Below are 20262 nucleotides of genomic sequence, written 5' to 3' on the forward strand. Positions count from 1 at the left end.
CCTCTCAGTGATTCGCCCGCAGCGACACGTACTGCAGCACGGCGAATCCCGCGACCACGGCCGCCTGCAACACCGCCCAGACCGCCCCCGCGGTGCTCGGGGTGAGCCACAGCGCCAGCGCGACGCAACTGACCGCTGCCCAGGCGAGGTTGACCTCGATCACGGCCCGCACCGCCAGTACGGCCGGCTGCCCGCGCGAGGCCAGCCATCCGACGGCCCCGGCGTACACGGCCAGGACCAGGCCGAGTTCGAGCAGCAGCCCCGAGCCGACGCCGAGGAAACGGGCGAGCGGGCCGGCCGCCACCAGATAGGCGACCGCGTTCGCTCCGGTCACCAGGGCGTCCAGCGCCAGGAAGCGGCGCAGCATCACGGGCGGTTCGGTGGACCGGGCGGCGAGCGCGGCGAACTGGGTCGCGGACATGGCGGATCCCCTCCATCGAGGTCGAGGCGGAAGTCGAAGCAGAAGTCGAGGCAGAACCGGAACCGGGTTCCGGACCGGAGTGCGCCGCCCCGGAACCCGTTGCCACCACTCTCCCGCGCGGGCCCACCGGGGTCGATTACCTCCCGGGTAATCTCCGGGCCTCCGACCTGTCAGGCCGACAGCGGAACGTGACACACTGCTCGCGTTACTTCGGCGCGTAGGGGAGGCGTGGCGTGAGTGAGCGGCGGGCTGCGCCCACCGTGGGCCAAGTGGTGCTCGGGAGACGGCTCCAGGAGCTGCGCGAGGCCGCCGGGCTGAAACGGGAAGAGGCCGCGCGGGTCCTGCGGGTGGCCCCGGCGACCGTACGGCGGATGGAGATGGCCGAGGTCTCCCTCAAAATCCCGTACGTACACGTGCTGTTGACTGCGTACGGCGTACCCGAAGGCGAAGTCTCCATGTTCGTGGACCTGGCCGAGGAGGCGAACGAGCCCGGCTGGTGGCAGCGGTTCTCCGACGTCCTGCCGGACTGGTTCAGCATGCATGTGAGCCTGGAGGGCTCCGCCCGGCTGATCCGCTCCTACGAACCCCACTTCGTGCCCGGCCTGTTGCAGACCCCGGAGTACGCGCGCGCCGTCATGGAAGCCGGGACGATCGGGCACACGGGCCCCGAGGCGGTCGAGCGGCATGTGTCGCTGCGCATGGCCCGGCAGAAGCTGCTGACCCGCGAACACCCGCCCCACCTTTGGGTGATCATCGACGAGACCGTGCTGCGAAGGCCCGTGAGCATCGACGGCCAGGTCATGCGCGACCAGTTGGACCGGCTCCTCGACGCGTCGGAGAGCGGCCATGTCACCATCCAGGTCGCCGAGTTCCTGGACGGCCCGCATCCGGGCACGTCGGCGCCCTTCGAGCTGTTCCGCTTCGCCGAGCCGGAACTGCCCGACATGGTCTACACCGAGTACCTGACCGGTGCGCTCTATCTGGACTCCCGCCGGGAGGTGGCCTCGCACCTGGAGGTCCTGGACCACATGACGGCGGGTGCCGCGTCGGCCCAGCGCACCAAGGAGATCATCGCCGAGTACCGCGACGGCTACTGATCCCGGACCCGCCGATCCACAGAACCGGCCACAGGACTCACCGAACGAACCCACGGCATTTGAGGAGCACACACCGCATGACCGCACCCGAGGGCGCGCCCACCCGCATAGACACGAGCAGACCTCACCCCGCCCGGGTCTACGACTGGTGGCTCGGCGGCAAGGACAACTACCCGGTGGACGAGGAGCTGGCCCGCAAGATCCTCGCCGTCGACGGCACGGTGCTGCGCGGCGCACGCGCCAACCGCCGGTTCATGCAACGCGCGACGCAGACCGCCGCCGAGGCCGGCATCCGCCAGTTCCTGGACATCGGCACGGGCATCCCCACCGAGCCGAACCTGCATCAGGTCGCCCAGAGCGTCGCCCCCGACGCCAAGGTGGTGTACGCGGACAACGACCCGATCGTCCTGCGGCACGCACAGGCCCTGCTGCACGGGACGGCCGAGGGTACGACCGATTACGTGCACGCCGACGCCCGCGACCCGGAGACGATCCTGCGCCTGGCCGGCGAGTCCCTGGACTTCAGCCGGCCCGTCGCGCTGTCGCTGGTCGCGCTGACCCACTACCTCGGTGCCGAGCCCGAGGGCGACGACGTGCACGGTCTGCTGGAGAAGTACGTCGACGCGCTCGCGCCCGGCAGCTACCTGATCCTCTCCCAGGTCACCCCGGACCTCAGCCCCGAGGCCATCGAGAAGGCGGCCGAGCACTTCCGGCGCAGCGGCACGCCCTTCTTCCCCCGCCCTCTCGCGGAGTTCCACCGCTTCTTCGACGGCCTGGACCTGCTGGGCCCCGGCGTGATCCCCGTCTACGGCTGGCGCCCGGACCCGGAGGACGTGGCGGCCCAGGCAGAGGGCATCGTCCCGGTGTACGCGGGAGTGGCACGCAAGCCCTGAAGGAGGCGCCTCGCGCCCCTCCAGGGGCGCGGGGACCTGCCTTCAGGGGCGGCGGGGCTATCCATGTGCGGCTCCGCCGCGTGGGCGCGATCAGCCACAACGCGCCCGCGGCCCGCGAACCGCCTACGCCCCCCTCTCCCTCCCGTCACCCCCGTCCTCCCGCTCGTCATCAACGATCTCCGCCTCCACCACACCCTCGTCCTCCGGCGCCGAGGCGGAGTCACGGGTGCCGCGTCCCTCTGCCGGAGGCTCCTGCTGGGCCTGCGAATACATCGCCGCGCCCATTCGCTGGCTGACGGTGGCCAGCTTCTCGGCCCCCGCCCGCAGCGCACCGATGTCGGTCTCCTCGGACAGCAGTCCCTTCACCTCCGCGACGGCCGCCGCGACCTCGGACTTCGCCTCCTCCGGCACCCGTTCCTCGTTGTCCCGCACGAACTTCTCGGTCTGGTAGACGAGTTGCTCGGCCTGGTTGCGCGTCTCGGCCGCCTCCCGGCGCCTGCGGTCCTCGTCGGCGTACTGCTCGGCCTCGCGCATCATGCGGTCGATGTCGTCCTTGTGCAGCGCCGAGCCGCCCGTGACGGTCATCTTCTGTTCCCGGCCGGTGGCGAGGTCCTTCGCCGAGACGTGCATGATCCCGTTGGCGTCGATGTCGAAGGCGACCTCGACCTGTGGCACGCCTCGCGGGGCCGGCGGCAGCCCGGTGAGGTCGAAGACGCCCAACTTCTTGTTGTACGCGGCGATTTCACGTTCGCCCTGGTAGACCTGGATGCCCACGGAAGGCTGGTTGTCGGCGGCCGTCGTGAAGATCTCCGAACGCCGGGTCGGGATCGTGGTGTTGCGCTCGATGAGCTTGGTCATGATGCCGCCCTTGGTCTCGATGCCGAGGGACAGCGGGGTGACGTCGAGCAGCAGGACGTCCTTCACGTCACCGCGGATGACGCCCGCCTGGAGGGTGGCTCCGAGGGCGACCACCTCGTCCGGGTTGACGCCCTTGTGCGGTTCCTTGCCGGTGAGTTCCTTCACCAGTTCGGTGACGGCGGGCATCCGGGTCGAACCGCCGACCAGGATCACATGGTCGATCACGGCGAGTTGCACGCCCGCGTCCTTGATCGCCTGGCTGAAGGGCTTCTTGCAGCGGTCGAGCAGGCCGGCGGTGAGCTCCTGGAACTGGGCGCGCGTCAGTTTCTCCTCAAGGTGCAGCGGCCCGTCGGCGGAGGCGGTGACGTAGGGCAGGTTGATCGTCGTCTCCGACGCACTCGACAGCTCGATCTTCGCCTTCTCGGCGCCCTCGCGCAGCCGTTGCAGCGCCATCTTGTCGCCCGCGAGGTCGATGCCGTACTGCCCCTTGAAGCGTTTGACGAGGTGGTCGACGATCCGCTGGTCCCAGTCGTCGCCGCCGAGCTGGGTGTCGCCGTTGGTCGCCTTGACCTCGATGACGCCGTCGCCCATCTCCAGGAGCGACACGTCGAAGGTGCCGCCGCCCAGGTCGAAGACGAGCACGGTCTGCTCCTCGCCCCGGTCGAGGCCGTACGCGAGGGCGGCGGCGGTCGGTTCGTTGATGATCCGCAGCACCTTCAGGCCGGCGATCTCCCCGGCCTCCTTGGTGGCCTGCCGCTGGGAGTCGTCGAAGTACGCCGGCACGGTGATCACCGCGTCCGAGACGTCCTCGCCGAGATACGACTCCGCGTCCCGCTTCAGTTTCTGCAGCACGCGCGCGGAGAGTTCCTGGGCGCGGTAGCGGGTTCCGTCGACGGACCCCTGCCCGGGGAACCGCCAATCGCCGTCGCCCATATGACGCTTGACGGAGCGGGCCGTACGCTCCACGTTCGTCACGGCCTGCCGCTTGGCGACCTCACCGACGAGCACCTCCCCGTTCTTCGCAAAGGCCACGACGGACGGTGTGGTCCTCGCCCCCTCGGCGTTCGCGACGACGGTGGGCTCACCGCCCTCCAACACGGCCACCACCGAGTTCGTGGTCCCGAGATCGATCCCGACCGCACGTGCCACAGCTGTCCCCTTCCGCCAGGACGCTTCCCGCCCTCCAGCACAAACTTGAGCGGCTTCTTCTCAATCCTTTCTCCGGGCCCCTCCTTTGGGGTACCCCGGAAACGACGATGCCGCGCCCCCTCGGAGCAAGGGGCGCGGCAGGGTGCGTGGGCGAACGTCAGGCGAGCTTCGCCGACAGGGTGATCGTCGTACCGGTCAGAGCCTTGCTGACCGGGCAGTTCTCCTTGGCGCTCTCGGCGGCGGCGACGAAGGCGTCCTCGTCGATGCCCGGCACGGTGCCCTCCACGGTGAGGTGGATGCCGGTGATGCCCTCACCCGGCTGGAAGACGACGTCGGCCGAGGTCGTCAGCTTGGTGGCCGGGGTTCCGGCGCCGGCCAGGGCGTGCGAGAACGCCATGGAGAAGCAGCTGGAGTGGGCGGCGGCGATCAGCTCCTCGGGGCTGGTCTTCCCGTTCGCGTCCTGGGCGCGCGAGGCCCACGTCACGGGCTGCGCGGCGATGGCACCTGAGGAGTCGAAGGTGACAACGCCGTTGCCCTCCAGCAGGTTGCCTTCCCAGACGGTGTGTGCAGAGCGCGTGGTAGCCACGGTTCTTCCTTTCGCGTGTGGTCCCGAAGCCGGGGTTCCGTATGCCCCATCCGATCACACTCCGGCTCACTGCACGCGAAAGACCGGCCCCCGTGCGGTGAACGGCTGGAGCACGGTCCCGCCGCCCGTGCATCCGGACCCGTCCGTCGATCTCGGTGACCGGCGGACAGCCCGCGCCGTGTGCGGCGGCATCGCGGAACACGACCCGCGCCGCCGGTACGTTCCGTGCTCCGGCGTACGAGGTGATCGCGCCCTGCGCCTTCCCGAGCAGCGTCCGGTCCGTCGACCCGGAGGTGTCCAGGACCACGCCGAACGTACAGCGGGCGAACTCCTCGGGCGGGAAGTACCGCCCCGCGCGCGGGATGTCGGGGGTAACGACTGACGGCGCGAGGGGCGCGCGTACGACCGTACGGGCTCCGGGCGGGGCACGAACTCGTGCAACCAGCGGGCGAGTTGGGCGTCCAAGGGCAGCGGCGGATGGTCCGGCGGCCCGTGTTCAGGCGACCCGGTGGTCCCCGGGAACCCCCAGGGGCACCTGCGGCCCGTTGCACTCGCGCAGCCAGCGCCGCAGTACGCGGTGGATGTGCTCGGCGCCGACCAGCTCCTCCCCCTCCTCGACCGCCGCCGACAGCCCGAGGGGCGCCATCAGAAAGGGTTTGCCCTGGTCGCCGCCGAGCCCTCCGTGCGAGCCGATCTGCTCCTCGAAGGCGAGCACCTCACCCTCGGCCGGGTCGTACCAGGAGTTGACCATGATGTCGGCGGTGTGCGGGAAGGAGTGTGTACGGCGCACCGCGCTCGCCGCGCCGGGCCCGAAGTCGGCCAGCGGACCGCTGTGTTCGTCGTCCAGAGCGTCCACCGGGATCTCCGCGCCGTGCGCGCCCAGCACCACCCCGCCGTGCTCCTCGCTGCGGACGAGGACGAAGCCGACGCCGGGATGGTTCGCGAGAGTGGTGAGCAGCGCCGGATGGCGGGCGTCGATCTCCTCCTTGGTCATGCGGTGATGCACGTCGGGGAAGGAGATGAGCCCGAGGTTGCCGGAGGCGAGCACCAGCGGTTCGGAGTGGCGGCCCGGGGGCACGTACCGCCCGTCGTCCTCCTCGACGGGCCTGTGCAGCGCGGCGCGCACGGCGGCCCGCGCCTCGGCCCCGCTGTGGGTGCGCCGCGCCTTGCGCGGTACGGGCAGTCCGCAGCCGGCCCGGACCAGGTCGCCGAGGCCGAGCCCGTACCGCCCCCGGAAGGTCTCGCCGGGACTCTGCCCGTGGTCGGAGAGGAGGACGATCCGGTACGGGCGGGGTGCGTGCTCGGCGATCTGCGCGATCAACGCGGCGGAACGGTCGAGGCGTTGGAGGACCTTCTCGGCGTCCCGGCTGTGCGGCCCGGAGTGGTGGGCGACCTCGTCGTAGGCGACGAGGTCGGCGTAGACGGCGGTGCGGCCGGCGAGCATGTCGCCCATCACGGCGGCGACGACCACGTCCCGCTCGACGACGGTCGCGAAGGCACGGATGAAGGGGTAGAGGCCGCCGCGCGCGACCTGCGGGCGCCGTTCGCGCATCCGGGCCACGGTCGACTGGCCGACCTCGCGGCCGACCTCGGCGAAGAAGGACAGGGCGGTGCGGACGGCGTTGGCGGGGTCGGAGAAGTAGGAGAAGTAGCCCGCGCGGGAACGGTTCCCCCGGCCACGCCGCCGCCCCGCGATGGACAGCACGAGGGCCTGCTCCTCGGCGCCGCCGCTGAAGAGGTTGCCCCGGCTGGCCCCGTCGACGGTGAGCAGTCCGCCGTCGCCGGTGCGTTCGACGGCCCGGCGCTGGAGTTCGGCGGCGCTGGTGGGCCGGTTGCAGACCACGACCTCCCCGGTGTCCTTCTCGTACCAGCGGAAGGCCGGGATGTCGTGGTTGGTGCCGTGCAGGATGCCGAGCTGGCTGGCGCCGGTCTGACTGGACCAGTCGGTGCGCCAGGGGGTGAGCCGGTGCGAGGCACCCAGCCAGCTCGCCACGGTCGGCATGAGCCCCTTCTCCACCGCCCGCACCAGGACGTCGTGGCCGACGCCGTCGAGCTGCAGGAACACCACGCCGGGCGTCGTGGGGCCCTCGAACCGCCGTGCGATGCCGCGTCGGTCGGCGAGCCGGTAGAGCCGCCTTCGGTAGGCGTCGTCGTCGCGTACGGCCAGTGCCGCGCCCGTCGCCGAGGCCACGGCGGACATCACCGCGGCGACCACCACCGCCGTCTCCGGGGCCGCCTCGGGGCGGTCGGCCGGGGTCAGCCGCAGGGCGACGAGCAGCAGTCCGCCGTTCAGGAAGAAGACCAGCAGGCCGAGTACGAGGGCGGGCACGAGCAGCAGCAGCCGGACCAGCACCGGCCAGACCAGGGCCGACAGCAGACCGAAGGCGCCGGCGCCGATGGCCGCGGCGACCGCGATCCGGGTGGCGCTGTCGCCGTCACCGGACCGGATCTGGAAGTCCGGCAGGATGCCGGCCAGCACCAGCATCGTCAGCGTGGACACGGCCCACACCGCGACGCTCCGCCCGATCTGGCTGACGATCCGCCGCCAACGCCCCGCACCCACGTCCCGCACACCTCACGTCCCGGCCCGTCCCCACGGCGGGCCTGTGCACACCCTGTCACAACGGGCGGGCGGAGCCCCCGGGTGCCCCGTGCGGGTTCAGCGGCCGTCGTACCCGGCGGTCGGCATCGAGAGGCGGCGGTGGACCCGGGCCTTCATCTGGGCGTCGTACGACGGTTCCGCGTGGCCCACCGTCTCGACCCGCACCCCGCGCCGCTCGCACTCGGCGGTGAACTCGTCGACCGAGGTCAGCGCCTGCTCCAGGACCCGCTGGCTGGGCGCCACGAAGAGGTCGAGGCCCGGCTCGACACCGTCCCACAGGGCACCGTGGTCGGGGCGCAGCCCCCGTACGAGCAGCTCCCGGGTGACGACGTAGCCCTGCTCGGCGGCCCAGCGGGCGCACATCGCGTGCTGGCTGCGGGAGTCGACGAGGAACGGCTCCTCGTCGAGTTCCTCGAGCGGCGTCAGGCTGGCGATCGCGGTGACCCGCGGTACCGGACCGGGCAGGCCGACGGCGGCGTGCGCGTGTCCCATGGCGTCCCCCTAAGCTCCGGGCTTCCCCGTTCACCTCGGGGTTTCCCCACTCGCCCCGGGTTTCCCGCCGACCCTACTCCTGCCCGTAGTCTTCGGGGAGTCGCGCGAAGGAGGCAAAGGGGTGCCGGTGGAGATCACGTGGTGGGGTCACGCCACCTGTACGGTCGAGGACTCGGGCGTACGCGTGCTCACCGACCCCCTGTTCGTGCGCCGGCTCGCCCATCTGCGCCGTCGCCGGGGCGAGTTGCCCCCGCCCGGCGCATGGCGCGCGGACGTGGCGCTCGTCTCCCATCTGCACTCCGACCACCTCCATGTGCCCTCCCTCGCGCGCCTCGCGCCGGGCGTGCGCCTGATCGTGCCCCGGGGCGCGGTGAAAGCGGTACCTGGCCTGTCGCGCCGGCTGGCACATCTCCGGATCACGGAGGTGGTCGCCGGGGACCACGCAAAGGTCGGTGACCTGGTCGTCCGGGCCGTTTCCGCGCGGCACGACGGGCGGCGGCTGAACGTCGGACCTCAGCGGGCTCCCGCGCTCGGCTATGTGATCGAGGGCGAGACCCGGACGTATTTCGCCGGGGACACGGGCCTGTTCGCGTCGATGGCCGAGGAGGTCGGGCCGGTCGACGCGGCGCTGCTGCCGGTCGGCGGCTGGGGGCCGTATCTCGGCGAGGGGCATCTGAACGCGGAGCGGGCGGCGGAGGCGCTGGCCCGGTTGGCGCCGCGCAGCGCGGTGCCGGTGCACTACGGCACGTACTGGCCGATCGGAATGGACGCCGTGCGCCCCCATGAGTTCCACGCGCCGGGCGAGGAGTTCGTACGGCTCGCGGCGGCGCGTGCGCCCGCGGTCGACGTGTACCGGCTGGAGCACGGGGAGAGCGTGCGCCTGGGAGTCGCACGGTGATCGTGGTCCTGGCTGCCGCCTCGACGTCGGGGCAGGGGTCGGCGGGGCAGGCGATCGGCTATCCGACACTGTTCCTGCTGGTGCTGATCGGGGCGCTGGTGCCGGTGGTGCCCACGGGGGCGCTGGTGAGTTCGGCCGCCGTGGTGGCCTTTCACCAGACCGCGCCGCTCGCCATGGTCCTGGTGTTCGCGGTGGCCTCACTGGCCGCGTTCCTCGGCGATGTGGCGCTGTACTGGCTGGGCCGGCGCGGCATGGACTCGAGGAACGGCTCGCGCTGGCTGGCGGCGATCCGCAACCGGGCGCCGGAGGACCGTCTCGCGCAGGCCCAGGAGAAGCTGAGCGAGCACGGGGTGGCGGTCCTGGTGCTGTCCCGGCTGGTGCCCGCCGGACGCATCCCGGTGATGCTGGCCTGTCTGATGGCGAGGTGGCCGGTGCGCCGCTTCGCCCGCGGTGACGTCCCGGCCTGCCTCGCGTGGGCCGCGACGTACCAGCTGATCGGGGTCCTCGGGGGTTCACTCTTCGACGAGCCCTGGCAGGGCGTGGCGGCGGCGGTCGCGCTGACCCTGACGATCAGCGCGGCGCCCGGTGCGTGGCGGCGGATACGCGGGGCGACCTGAGCGGGAGGGCCGGGCCGGGGCCCGCGGGCTACGGCATTCCTCGGACACCAAGAGAGGCGAGCCCAGCCATTTCAGCCCGTCTGGGGGTACCCCCTCTGGGGGAGTTTGAGGACGAGCGCCTTCAGCGCGACCGGGGGTTCGGGGGCGGAGCCCCCGAGGACGGGACGGGTAGGGGCGGCGGGGGCGAGAACACCTCAGCCCAGCACCCGTGAACCCCCCACCGGCAGGTCCCACAGTTCCTCGCGGGCCAGGCCTGCCTTCTCCCAGGCGGCCCGCACCCGGATCAGCGGTTCGAGGACCGGCTCGGCCGACAGGACGAAGGTCGCCCAGTGCATCGGCGCCATCCGGCGCGCACCGAGGTCCATGGCGGCCTGTACCGCCTCCTCCGGGTCGCAGTGCACGTCGCTGAGCCACCACCGCGGGTCGTACGCGCCGATCGGAAGCAGCGCGAGGTCGATGCCCGGGTAGCGCTGTCCGATGCGGGCGAACCAGTGGCCGTACCCGGTGTCGCCCGCGAAGTAGACGCGCTGCCCGTCCAGGTCGGTGAGCACCCAGCCGCCCCAGAGGGTGCGGCAGGTGTCGGTGAGGCCGCGCTTGGACCAGTGGTGGGCCGGCACGAAGTCGAAGCGGACCCCGTCCAGTTCGGCCGCCTCCCACCAGTCCAGCTCGGTGACGTGGGTGAACCGGCGCCGCCGGAACCAGCGGCCGAGCCCGGCGGGCACGAACACCGGGGTGTCGCGCGGGAGTCTGCGCAGGGTCGGGGCGTCCAGGTGGTCGTAGTGGTTGTGGCTGATGACGACGGCGTCGACGTGCGGCAGCGCGCTCCAGGCGACGCCCACGGGGGTGATCCGGGCCGGTGTGCCGAGGATGCGGCGGGACCAGACCGGGTCGGTGAGGACGGTGAGCCCGCCGATCCTCACCACCCAACTGGCGTGCCCCGCCCAGGAGACGGCGACCGTACGCGCGTCGACGCGGGGCAGCGGGCCGGGTTCGAAGGGCAGCCGCGGGATGTCGGCGAGGCCTTCCGGGGTCGGCCGTACCGCGCCCTCTCTGGCGAATCTGGCCATGCCTCGGAGACCGGGCAGCGGGGTGGTGAGCCGATCGGCGAAGGAACGGGGCCACACCCGGTTCCCGTGCGGCGGCCGAAGCGCCTCGGTCGTCGGGGTCGCGCTCGTGCTCATGCTGGTGCTCATGCTGGTGCTCGTGCTGGTGCTCGTGGTCGACTCGGACTGCTGCGTCATCGAGGAGGCTCCCGTCGCTGAGCGTCGTCACAGAGATCGTCGAAGATCGATCCCACCAGGGTCAACGCGCTTCGCACGTGTGGCAGTTCCAGTGGTTCGGGTGATGTGAGCGACTGGGCGCGTTCCCCGGGCGTGTCGCCGAGCAGCGCGCCCGTGTCCAGCCGGACGCGCAGTGCAGCGAGGTCGTCCCCGAACCGGTGACCGCCGGGCGTGGGCATCCCGAGCCGTGCGGTGAGGTGGTCCTCCAGTTCCTGGGCGTCGCCGACGCCGTGGGCGGCGAGCGCGGTCCGCAGGGGGCCGAGGTCGACGTACAGATGGCGGCCGGCCCTCGGTGGCCGGGCCAGACAGCCCGCGGCGACGACCGCGCGGTGCACGGCGGTGGCCACGCGCGCGTGCAGGCGTACGGCGGCGGTGAGCCGTTCGGTGACGGCTTCGGGCTCGCCGAGCGCGTACCCGGCCGCGGCGGCGACCGGATCGGCGATCCGGGCGCCGAGCGCGGTGAGCACGTCGAGCACGCGTGCGCGTAGGGCGTCGCCGGAGGGGTTCGCGGGGAAGCGGGCGAGGGCGGCGGGCCAGCCCGGCGGCAGCAGCGCGCCGCACAGGTCGGTGACGACGGTGACCCTGTCGGGCAGCATCTCGGCCGGACTGAGCAGCACGGTGTCGTGCGGCCGGTGCAGGGTGTCGCGCCAGGTCTCGTCGCTGACCAGGTGGAGCCCTTCTCCGGCGGCGGCCTCGACGGTCTCGTGCAGGAGTTCGGGCGGCGCGACGGTGGCCGTCGGATCGTCCGCCACGGACAGTACGAGCAGCCGGGGTTCACCGCCCTCGGCGCGCACCCTCCGTACGGTTTCCAGCAGGGCGTACGGGTCGGGCACGCCCCCGCATTCGGCCGGTGTGGCCACGTGGAACACGGATCTGCCCAACGCCCGTGCCTGGGGCGCCCACCAGGCCGCGCAGGGCCGGGGCACCAGGACGTCTCCGCCGATCGCGGCGGTCAGCGCGTGCAGCAGGGCGGGGGCGCCCGGCGCTGCGGCCACCCGGTCGGGCTCGGCGGGCAGTCCGCGCCGGGCCCAGTAGCCGCAGGCGGCGTCGAGGAGCGCGGGGCCGCCGCCGGTCGGCTGGGCGTCGGGGCGACCGGCCGCGGCGGCGAGCACGGCGGTGAGTTCGGGCAGTACGGGGAGTCCGTCGCCGGGGAACGGCGGGCCGTAGCGGACGGGGCCGTGCCCCTGGGGATCCGTCCGCCGCATGCGTACCTCCGCGGGGTTGCTGGTGCGGTGTCTGTACCTGCTGTGGCTACGGCTGGGAGTACCCACGGTCACAGGGACCCGTGGGAGCCCGCCCGGGTTGCTTCCCTGCACCGGGGCCGCACCCCGGGTCAGCCGCGTGTGGCCGTTCCCCTGCGGCGCAGCCGGTGTACGGCGGCCCCGGCCGCGCCCGCGATCAGCACTCCCCCGGCGACGAGGGCGGGCACCGAGTCGGTGAAGGCGCCGCCCTGACCGGCCTGGACCCCGCGCTGCACCGGCGCGGGCGTGGGCTCGGCGGTGTGCGCGGAGGTGTACGTCGGGCAGGCGGACACGTCCTGGAAGTCGCCGCTCCGGGAGTCGCCGCCGTGCGAGTCGGTGGCGCAGGTGCCGGTGCCGTCGCGGGTCACCGTGAACATCGCCTTCCATTCCTTGCCCTGGCCTCCCGCCTGCCCGGGACACGTACCGTCGGCGGACCATTCGGCGGCCGGGGCGCTCGCGTTCTGGTCGCCCTCGAAACTCCAGGCCGGCGCGATCTTCGCGGTGCCGCTGTAGGCGGGGCCGGTCACCTGGTCGTCGTTGCCGGGGACCTGCTGGAGCTGGACGGTGCCCTGCTCGAAGCTCTGCGAGTGCGCGTCGATGGACGCGGGCGGGGTCCCGCCGGTCGCGTCGCAGGCCACGGAGACGGTGACGGTGCCGCCGGGGCCGACGGTAACTGGGCTGACCTCCCCGGCGGCGTCCGCGGACACGGCCGAGGCGGCGGCGCCCAGGACGGCACCGGCCAGGGCGGCGGCGGACAGGACACGGGCGGTGCGGCGCATGGCTGGGCTCCTTCGAGCGGCGGCTGCGGGGCACGTCGGGTGATGCCCCGCACCCCATGACAGCCCGCCCGGCGGCGCGGCGCGCGCGGCCGGGCACCATTCGCGGGACGGACACGCCCGAGCGGGTGACGCCGCCCGTGTCGGAAGGACGTACATGACGGTGCCGCACGTCTGGTCGACGCCGGGCCGGGTACGCAGGGCGGTGGTCGTCGGGGCGGCACGGGGTGGCTCCCCCACGCCACGGGTGGGTCCCGAGGACCCGGACGACTTCGGCCACGACGCCACCGGCGCCCCGGTCCTGGTCCACGAGACGTCCCTGCTGTGCCTACCGCCGGCCGGCGACGGTGTCGTACACGCTGTGCTCACCCCTGTTCCCGGAGCGCCTCGCGGCCACCGTCTCCCGATGGCGGAGGCGCAGGCGCAGGCCGTGAAACTTGAACCGTCACCATGCGTTCATCGTGGGCGAGTCGGGAGAGGGAGGGACCCTGGGCCGGTCCGTCCGGGCCGGTCTAGGCGGCGTCCCTCATGACCTGGTCCCGGAGCCGGTTGCAGGAGCGGCTGATCAGGCGGGAGACGTGCATCTGGGAGATGCCGAGCTCCTCGGCGATGCAGCTCTGGGTCATGTCCCCGAAGAACCGCATGTAGAGGATGGCGCGTTCACGCTCGGGCAGCGCCTGCAACCGGGGCTTGACGGCCTCGCGGTCGATGACGATGTCGAGGGCCGGGTCGGGTGCGCCGAGGGCGTCGCTGAGGGAGTAGCCGTCCTCGCTGCCGGGCAGTTCGGCGTCGAGGGAGAGCGCGGTGAAGCTCTCCAGCGCCTCCAGGCCGACCTTGACGTCCTCCTCGGTCATGTTGGCGTGCTTGGCTATCTCGGCGACGGTGGGCCTGCGGCCCGAGATGGTCTGCGACAGGTCCTGGGCGGCGAACCGTACGCGGTTGCGCAGGTCCTGGACCCGGCGAGGCACGTGCAGGGTCCACATGTGGTCACGGAAGTGGCGCTTTATCTCACCGGTGACCGTGGGGACGGCGTAGCTCTCGAAGGCGTTGCCGAGCTCGGGGTCGTAGCGGTCGACGGCCTTGACCAGGCCCAACGCGGCCACCTGACGCAGGTCGTCGAGACCTTCGCCCCTGTTCCGGAAACGGCCCGCGAGCCGGTCGGCCATGGGCAGCCAGGCCTCGACGATCTTCGCCCGGAGTGTGTCGCGCTGCTGGCCAGGGGGGAGCGCGGAAAGCCTGCGGAACGCCTCCGCGGTGTCGGGGGCGTCGTCGTGGGGGTGGCGCTTCGGACTCGTGTGAGTTCGCATGGTGCGTCGCAACTCCCTAGGAGTGCTCGGATTGGACGGGTCCCCGCGGGAGGGTGCGCACAACACGGGACGGACACACCCGGGTCGGTGATCCACCGCTCCCACGGACGTGCCTCCTGTCCGAAGCACTGTTGCTGCGCCTGCCCCGCACTATCCGTGCCAAACAGGTTTTCGAGAGTGCCGTCCGGTGACGAGGGCTTCGGCTGTCCTTGCGGCGGCGCTACCAGCCTGTTCGCCGCCTGGAGCCGACCCCGGCACGAGGAAATGACCGCGTTCGAAGCGGTCGGTCACGCAAGCGTCGGCAGCCGTCCAGGAGCGCGCGCGGCCACGATGGGCCGCTGGGCCCCGTACGCGATCGGCATCGAGTTAGCCCGGCCGGAGTTCCTGCCGGGCCGGGCGTGGCGGTTCCCTTGCTCGGCGAGTGGGGTGGGGACAGGGAGGTTCAGGGGGTACGGAGGGGCGCGAGCCGCTGGTCGACCTCGTCGGCGGTGGCGTGGCCCCTGGCCGGCACGGTGACCCGGTCGCCGTCGACGGCCAGGAGGGTCGGGAATCCGGTGACGCCCAGCGAGGCGGCCCGGTGGAAGTCGGCCCCGGCCGCGACCCGCACCCCGGGACCCTCGAAGGCGGCCACCACCGCGTCGGCGTCCAGACCGGCCGCCCCGGCGACCTTCCGGTAGGTCGCCGGTCCGGAAAGGCTGAGGCCCTCGACATAGAAGGCATGCTGCGACGCGCCGGCCGGTTCCGCCGCACGGGCGGGCAGCCGAGTCGACCGACCGGGTCACCCCGGCAGCCGCCCGCCGGTCACCCCTGGGTGGGCGGCACCGGGAAGAGCAGGCAGCTGCTGGTGGCGTGGGCGAGGAGACGGTCGTTCACGTCGACCAACTGGGCTTGGGCCAGGGCGGTCTGGCGGCCCTTGTTGAGAAGCGTGCCGATGGCGCGCACCGTGCCCGTGTCCACGGTGATCCGCCGCAGGAACTTCACCGTCAGGTCCAGCGAGGTGTACGCCATGCCCTGCGGGAGGGTCGACTGGACGGCGCACCCCGCCGCCGAGTCGAGCAGGGTGGCGAAGATGCCGCCGTGCACGCTGCCGATCGGGTTGTAGTGCTCCTCCCCCGGCGTCAGCGAGAAGACCGCCCTGCCGGGTTCCACCTCGATCAGGGTGAAGTCGACGGTGTGGTTGACAGGCGGCGCCGGCAGGCGTCCCGCCTGCAGTTCGCGCAGGAAGTCGAGGCCGGCCATGCGTCCGGCGGCCTCCGCCAGGATCGCGGGGTCCTCCCATTGATACGTACGTGTTCGTCCCACGGCCGAGCGCCTCCCCATCTGACTTTTACAAGTGAAGCTAGCGGCCGGTCCACCTGACTGTCAATGACGAAGCCAGGGCCGTACGATGGCGGGATGGAGTGGCTTGAGGCGAGCACGGAGAACTGCCCCGTCCAGCGCACGCTCGACGTGATCGGGGAGAAATGGACGCTGCTGATCCTGCGTGACGCCGTCAACGGCGTCCGCCGCTTCGACGACTTCCACCGCCACATCGGCCTCTCGGAGGCCGTCCTCAGCGACCGCCTCCGCAAGCTGACCTCGGCCGGCGTGATGAAGACCGTCCCCTACCGGGAGCCGGGCAGCCGCTCCCGCAACGAATACCGCCTGACCCGCAAGGGCTGGGACCTGTGGCCCGTCCTGATGGCCCTGACCCAGTGGGGCGAGGCGTACGCGGTCGGCTCCGAGGGCCCGATGCTGGACGTCCGCCACACCGACTGCGACGCCCCGGTCCGCGTCGTCGTCGAGTGCTCCGCGGAACACGCCGCCCTCACCCCCCGTGACGTCACCGCCCGGATGGGAACAGGCGCCCGCCTCCGGACATGACCTGCCGATGAAGCACCGCTGATGTGTGTCGACAGCGGATCGCCGGGTACGCGGCGAGCACCCCCGAAGTCTGGAGGAACTCATGCGTATCGCGTTTCTGACCGCCCCCGAGGGCGTCGAACAGATCGAACTCACCGAGCCCTGGCAGGCGGTGGCCGACGCGGGCGGCGAACCCGTGCTCGTGTCGACGGAGCAGGGCCGGGTACAGGCCTTCGACCATCTCGACAAGGCGGACACGTTTCCCGTGCAGGAGGTCGTCGGCGAGGTGTCGGCCGAGTCCTTCGACGGACTCGTGCTGCCCGGCGGGGTGGCCAACCCGGACCTTCTGCGCGGTGACGAGCGCGCCGTCGCGTTCGTGCGGGACTTCTTCGACCAGGGCCGTCCGGTCGCCGCGATCTGCCACGCCCCGTGGACCCTCATCGAGGCGGACGTCGTCCGCGGCCGGGTGCTCACCTCGTGGCCGAGCCTGCGTACCGACATCCGCAACGCGGGCGGTGACTGGGTCGACGAGCAGGTGCGGATCTGCGACCACGGGCCCAACATCCTGATCACCAGTCGCAAACCGGACGACCTGAAGGCGTTCTGCGACGCGCTCGTGTCCGAGTTCGACAAGAAGGCCGCCTGATCGCCTTGGACCACTGGACGGCCACCACCGGCCGGCCACCGACAACCCGCCTTCGTCGCGGCGGTCGCGGCCCATCGGCACTGGGATTCTCCCCCGGTGCGCCGCTGAGATCCACCGCTGCGGCCCGTGCCGCTGCCGGGAGCCCTCGGGCCCCGGGCAGCGGCACCGTTCGTCACTCCTGCGCGCAGTCCCGGTCCCGGGCGCCCTCGCGGGTGCGGCCGGTGGCGACCGGGCGGCGCGGGTGGCGGCGCAGGTACTCGCCCTCCAGCTGCGCCATACGGTCGTTGTGGGCGCGCAACGCGTCGTTCGACGCGTGCAGCAGCGTGTCGTGCCGGGTGCGGTGGATCGTCTCCAGCTCCTTCATCAGCTGCTGGTCGTCCAACCGGCCCGGGTCGACTCCGTTCATGGTGGCACCCCAGTCGTCGATTTCTTCCGTACGGTCCCGGGTACCCGTAGCCGCACAGGCGAAGCCCCGCCTTACCGGGCCCGCTCCACCCGCCGCTCGTCCCACACCGGCTCCGGGGTCTCACGGACCCGCCCGTCGCTGCCGAAGACCAGATACCGGTCAAACGAACGAGCGAACCAGCGGTCGTGCGTGACGGCCAGGACCGTGCCCTCGAACGCCTCCAGCCCTTCCTGGAGTGCCTCGGCGGACTCCAGGTCGAGGTTGTCCGTCGGCTCGTCCAGCAGCAGCGCCGTGACACCCTCCAGTTCCAGGAGCAGGATCTGGAAGCGCGCCTGCTGGCCCCCGGAGAGTCGCTCGAAGCGCTGCTCGGCCTGGGCGGTCAGCTCGTAGCGGCGCAGCCGGGACATGGCCGCGCCCCGGTCCTGTGAGTGCACGGTCCACAGGATGTCGAGGAGCGGGCGGCCCTCCAGCTCGGGGTGGGCATGCGTCTGGGCGAAGTGCCCGGGCACGACCCGCGCGCCGAGCTTCCACTCGCCCGTGTGGTTCACCGTGTCACCGGCGAGCAGCCGCAGGAAGTGCGACTTGCCGGAGCCGTTGGAGCCGAGCACGGCGACCCGTTCGCCGTAGAACACCTCCAGGTCGAAGGGTTTCATCAGCCCGGTCAGCTCAAGTCCCTTGCAGGTGACGGCCCTTACGCCGGTACGGCCGCCCTTGAGCCGCATGGTGATGTCCTGCTCGCGCGGCGGCTCGGGCGGCGGCCCCGCCTCCTCGAACTTTCGCAGCCTGGTCTGCGCCGCCTGGTAGCGGGACGCCAACTCATGGCTGATGGAGGCCGCCTGACGGAGGTTCAGCACCAGTTTCTTCAACTGGGCGTGCTTCTCGTCCCAGCGCCGGCGCAACTCCTCGAAGCGCGCGAACCGTTCGGCCCGCGCCTCGTGATAGGTGGCGAACCCGGCGCCGTGCACCCACGCGTCCGCGCCGGCGGGACCGGGTTCGACGGACACGATCTTCTGCGCGGAACGGGAGAGCAGCTCCCGGTCGTGGGAGACGAAGAGAACCGTCTTGCGGGTCTCCGCGAGCCGCTCCTCCAGCCAACGCTTGCCGGGAACGTCGAGATAGTTGTCGGGCTCGTCGAGCAGCAGCACCTCGTCCGTGCCGCGCAGCAGCGCCTCCAGCACCAGCCGCTTCTGCTCACCGCCGGACAGCGTGCGCACCAGCCGCCACTGTGCCTTCTCGTACGGCATCCCGAGCGCGGCCGTGGTGCACATGTCCCACAGGGTCTCGGCCTCGTAGCCGCGCGCCTCGGCCCAGTCGGAGAGGGCCTGCGCGTACTGGAGCTGGGCCGCCTCGTCGTCGACGGTCAGCATGCCGTGCTCGGCGAGGTCGACCGCCTTGGCGGCCTCCTGGATCCGCGGGGTGGCGACCGACACGAGCAGGTCCCGGACGGTCGTCTCGTCCCGTACGGAGCCCACGAACTGGCGCATCACGCCGAGCCCGCCGCTCACGTTGACGGTGCCGCCGTGCGGTTTCAGCTCGCCGGAGATCAGCCGCAGCAGGGTCGTCTTCCCGGCGCCGTTGGGCCCCACGAGGGCCACGACGGCCCCTTCGCCCACCCGGAACGACACATCGCCGAGCAGCGCCCTCCCGTCGGGAAGGTAGTACTCAAGGTGCGCTGCTTCGAGGTGTCCCATGAGGCGCATTCTGCGGGCCGACCACGACCCCGGGCAAACCGATAAGCGCACACCCGTGGTCGCGACCCGCTAGCCGTGCAGGGCCTCTCCCGCCGGCCCGCCGCCGGTGCCCGGCCCTGTCGTCGCGAGGACCGCGCCCGCCCAGGACACCACCTTCCAGCCGTCCGCCGGTGCCCCCTCCAGGACGACCACACCGGTGTTGTCGAGCCGGTGCTCGGCGGCGAAGGGCACATCGACGTTGTCCGCGCGGGCCGCTGCCCACATCCGGATCGCGGCGCCGTGGCTGACCATGGCGACCGCGCCGGCCCCGCTGCCGGCGGCCTCCGCGACGACCGCGTCGAACCGCCCGAGCGCCTCGACCCCGTTCTCCCCGCCCGGCATCCGCAGCTCCGTGTCACCGGCCGCCCACGCGAACAGGGTGGTCATGTAGGTGTGCGCGGCCTCGGAGTCGCCCCGCATCTCCAGGTCCCCGGCGGCCACCTCACGGATCCCGTCCCGCACCCGTACGTCGAGGCCACGCGCCACGGCCAGCGGAGCGGCGGTCAACTGCGCACGGGTCAGCGTGGAGGCGTACAGCGCGTCGATGTCCTCGCCCGCGAGCGCCTCCGGCAGGGCCGCTGCCTGCCGCTCCCCCAGCTCGGTCAGTCCGGGCCCCGGAACCGCGGTGTCCAGCAGGAATTTCACGTTCGACGGGGTCTGACCGTGCCGGATGAGCAGCAGACGCATATGGATTCCCTCTCGCCCTACGATCCCGCGACAAGCCCCGTGACGTGCACGACAAGACAAAAAGGCTCTCTTCAGGGTACCCAGAGGGTCATGACCGCAGACATCGACCTCACCGTTCCACAGCTCGGCCGTCACGCCCTGCGCGAGAACCTGCTGAAACTCGACTTCCAGTTGTTCGATACCGCCGCCACCCGGCACTGGCCGGGCGCCGAGCGCGTCCTGCCGAGGCTGAGCCGCAGCGCGAACCACGGCGTCCTGTGGTTCGCGACGGCCGCCGCCCTCGCGGCCACCGGGAGCCCCCGGGCCCGCCGGGCCGCCGTCCGGGGCCTCGCCTCCCTCGCCGTGGCCTCCGCGACGATCAACACGGTCGGCAAGCGCTCGGTACGCCGCCCACGCCCCGTGCTGGACGCCGTGCCGCGGGTCAGGCAGCTGAAGCGGCAGCCGATCACCACGTCGTTCCCGTCCGGTCACGCGGCGTCGGCGGCCGCCTTCGCGACCGGTGTCGCCCTGGAGTCCCGGGGTCTGGGCGCGGTGGTGGCGCCGATCGCCTTCTCGGTGGCTATGTCCCGCGTCTACACCGGCGTCCACTTCCCCAGTGACGTACTGGCGGGCGCGGCCCTGGGCGCGGGCGCCGCGTTCGCCGTACGGAAGCTCGTGCCGCCCCGCGACCGGTCCGCGCCCCCGGTTCGGCCGCTCGACGGGAACTGACCCCCGGCTTCCGGCTGTTGACGGGC

General features: G+C 72.2%; 19 protein-coding genes and 3 pseudogenes. 7 read left to right on the plus strand and 15 right to left on the minus strand.

The window, feature by feature from the left end; genetic code table 11:
• Positions 1–4: 4 nt before the first annotated feature.
• Complete coding sequence (locus ACW4TU_RS06825; protein ID WP_457425632.1) at positions 5–421, minus strand: hypothetical protein; 417 nt, start codon at positions 419–421, stop codon at positions 5–7.
• A 233-nt stretch (positions 422–654) separates the two neighbouring features.
• Between ACW4TU_RS06825 and ACW4TU_RS06830 the strand changes: the two genes are divergently transcribed.
• Positions 655–1518 carry a helix-turn-helix domain-containing protein gene (locus ACW4TU_RS06830; protein WP_457425634.1) on the plus strand — a complete coding sequence of 288 codons (864 nt, stop codon included), beginning with the start codon at positions 655–657 and terminating at the stop codon, positions 1516–1518.
• Between the two features lie 77 nt (positions 1519–1595).
• Complete coding sequence (locus tag ACW4TU_RS06835; protein WP_457425636.1) at positions 1596–2411, plus strand: SAM-dependent methyltransferase; 816 nt, start codon at positions 1596–1598, stop codon at positions 2409–2411.
• Between the two features lie 123 nt (positions 2412–2534).
• On the opposite strand, the gene dnaK is transcribed toward ACW4TU_RS06835, so the two are convergent.
• The 5 genes and pseudogenes from dnaK to ACW4TU_RS06860 form a co-directional block, all read right to left on the minus strand.
• Positions 2535–4418: a molecular chaperone DnaK gene (gene dnaK / locus ACW4TU_RS06840; protein ID WP_457425638.1), complete on the minus strand. Its 1884-nt coding sequence runs from the start codon at positions 4416–4418 to the stop codon at positions 2535–2537.
• 157 nt (positions 4419–4575) lie between these two features.
• Complete coding sequence (locus ACW4TU_RS06845) at positions 4576–5004, minus strand: OsmC family protein (protein WP_457425640.1); 429 nt, start codon at positions 5002–5004, stop codon at positions 4576–4578.
• Between the two features lie 66 nt (positions 5005–5070).
• A pseudogene (locus ACW4TU_RS06850) lies at positions 5071–5484 on the minus strand (DUF2201 family putative metallopeptidase); the annotation flags it as partial.
• A 16-nt stretch (positions 5485–5500) separates the two neighbouring features.
• The gene (locus tag ACW4TU_RS06855; RefSeq protein ID WP_457425642.1) at positions 5501–7576 is read right to left on the minus strand and encodes an alkaline phosphatase family protein; all 2076 of its coding nucleotides are present in this window, start codon (positions 7574–7576) and stop codon (positions 5501–5503) included.
• Positions 7577–7663: 87 nt separating this feature from the next.
• Complete coding sequence (locus tag ACW4TU_RS06860; RefSeq protein ID WP_457425644.1) at positions 7664–8098, minus strand: hypothetical protein; 435 nt, start codon at positions 8096–8098, stop codon at positions 7664–7666.
• Between the two features lie 121 nt (positions 8099–8219).
• Between ACW4TU_RS06860 and ACW4TU_RS06865 the strand changes: the two genes are divergently transcribed.
• Both ACW4TU_RS06865 and ACW4TU_RS06870 read left to right on the plus strand, forming a co-directional pair.
• Positions 8220–8996 (plus strand): MBL fold metallo-hydrolase, encoded by a 777-nt coding sequence (locus ACW4TU_RS06865; protein WP_457425646.1) that lies wholly within the window; start codon positions 8220–8222, stop codon positions 8994–8996.
• Positions 8996–9613 (plus strand): DedA family protein, encoded by a 618-nt coding sequence (locus ACW4TU_RS06870; RefSeq protein ID WP_457429956.1) that lies wholly within the window; start codon positions 8996–8998, stop codon positions 9611–9613. The genes ACW4TU_RS06865 and ACW4TU_RS06870 overlap by 1 nt, the downstream gene beginning before the upstream one ends.
• Before the next feature lie 194 nt (positions 9614–9807).
• Here the strand turns inward: ACW4TU_RS06870 and ACW4TU_RS06875 are convergent, their stop codons facing one another.
• From ACW4TU_RS06875 to ACW4TU_RS06900, 6 genes and pseudogenes are all read right to left on the minus strand, one after another.
• Positions 9808–10854 carry an MBL fold metallo-hydrolase gene (locus tag ACW4TU_RS06875; protein ID WP_457425648.1) on the minus strand — a complete coding sequence of 349 codons (1047 nt, stop codon included), beginning with the start codon at positions 10852–10854 and terminating at the stop codon, positions 9808–9810.
• On the minus strand, positions 10851–12098 hold the full coding sequence (locus tag ACW4TU_RS06880; protein WP_457425650.1) for an aminotransferase class I/II-fold pyridoxal phosphate-dependent enzyme: 1248 nt from the start codon (positions 12096–12098) through the stop codon (positions 10851–10853). Before ACW4TU_RS06880 ends, ACW4TU_RS06875 begins: the two co-directional genes overlap by 4 nt.
• Before the next feature lie 128 nt (positions 12099–12226).
• Complete coding sequence (locus ACW4TU_RS06885; RefSeq protein WP_457425652.1) at positions 12227–12913, minus strand: hypothetical protein; 687 nt, start codon at positions 12911–12913, stop codon at positions 12227–12229.
• A 509-nt stretch (positions 12914–13422) separates the two neighbouring features.
• Positions 13423–14217, minus strand: a complete 795-nt coding sequence (locus ACW4TU_RS06890; protein ID WP_457425654.1) for an RNA polymerase sigma factor SigF — start codon at positions 14215–14217, stop codon at positions 13423–13425.
• Positions 14218–14659: 442 nt separating this feature from the next.
• Positions 14660–14974 (minus strand): annotated as a pseudogene (locus ACW4TU_RS06895) (DsbA family protein); the annotation flags it as partial.
• Positions 14975–15018: 44 nt separating this feature from the next.
• Positions 15019–15519, minus strand: a complete 501-nt coding sequence (locus tag ACW4TU_RS06900; protein ID WP_457425656.1) for a PaaI family thioesterase — start codon at positions 15517–15519, stop codon at positions 15019–15021.
• 93 nt (positions 15520–15612) lie between these two features.
• Here ACW4TU_RS06900 and ACW4TU_RS06905 point away from each other — a divergent pair, with 93 nt between their 5' ends.
• On the plus strand, positions 15613–16080 hold the full coding sequence (locus ACW4TU_RS06905) for a winged helix-turn-helix transcriptional regulator (RefSeq protein ID WP_457425658.1): 468 nt from the start codon (positions 15613–15615) through the stop codon (positions 16078–16080).
• An 82-nt stretch (positions 16081–16162) separates the two neighbouring features.
• Complete coding sequence (locus ACW4TU_RS06910; protein WP_457425660.1) at positions 16163–16705, plus strand: type 1 glutamine amidotransferase domain-containing protein; 543 nt, start codon at positions 16163–16165, stop codon at positions 16703–16705.
• Between the two features lie 172 nt (positions 16706–16877).
• Here ACW4TU_RS06910 and ACW4TU_RS06915 read toward each other — a convergent pair whose 3' ends face one another.
• The 3 genes from ACW4TU_RS06915 to ACW4TU_RS06925 all read right to left on the minus strand — a co-directional run bounded on the left by ACW4TU_RS06915 (position 16878) and on the right by ACW4TU_RS06925 (position 19528).
• On the minus strand, positions 16878–17111 hold the full coding sequence (locus ACW4TU_RS06915) for a DUF6158 family protein (RefSeq protein ID WP_457425662.1): 234 nt from the start codon (positions 17109–17111) through the stop codon (positions 16878–16880).
• A gap of 71 nt (positions 17112–17182) precedes the next feature.
• Entirely contained in the window at positions 17183–18802 is a 1620-nt protein-coding gene (locus ACW4TU_RS06920) for an ABC-F family ATP-binding cassette domain-containing protein (protein WP_457425664.1), read from the minus strand.
• 69 nt (positions 18803–18871) lie between these two features.
• Positions 18872–19528 carry a histidine phosphatase family protein gene (locus ACW4TU_RS06925; RefSeq protein WP_457425666.1) on the minus strand — a complete coding sequence of 219 codons (657 nt, stop codon included), beginning with the start codon at positions 19526–19528 and terminating at the stop codon, positions 18872–18874.
• 90 nt (positions 19529–19618) lie between these two features.
• Between ACW4TU_RS06925 and ACW4TU_RS06930 the strand changes: the two are divergent.
• A pseudogene (locus ACW4TU_RS06930) lies at positions 19619–20221 on the plus strand (phosphatase PAP2 family protein); the annotation flags it as partial.
• Positions 20222–20262 lie beyond the last annotated feature (41 nt).

It is taken from the genome of Streptomyces kryoterrae, assembly GCF_054072135.1.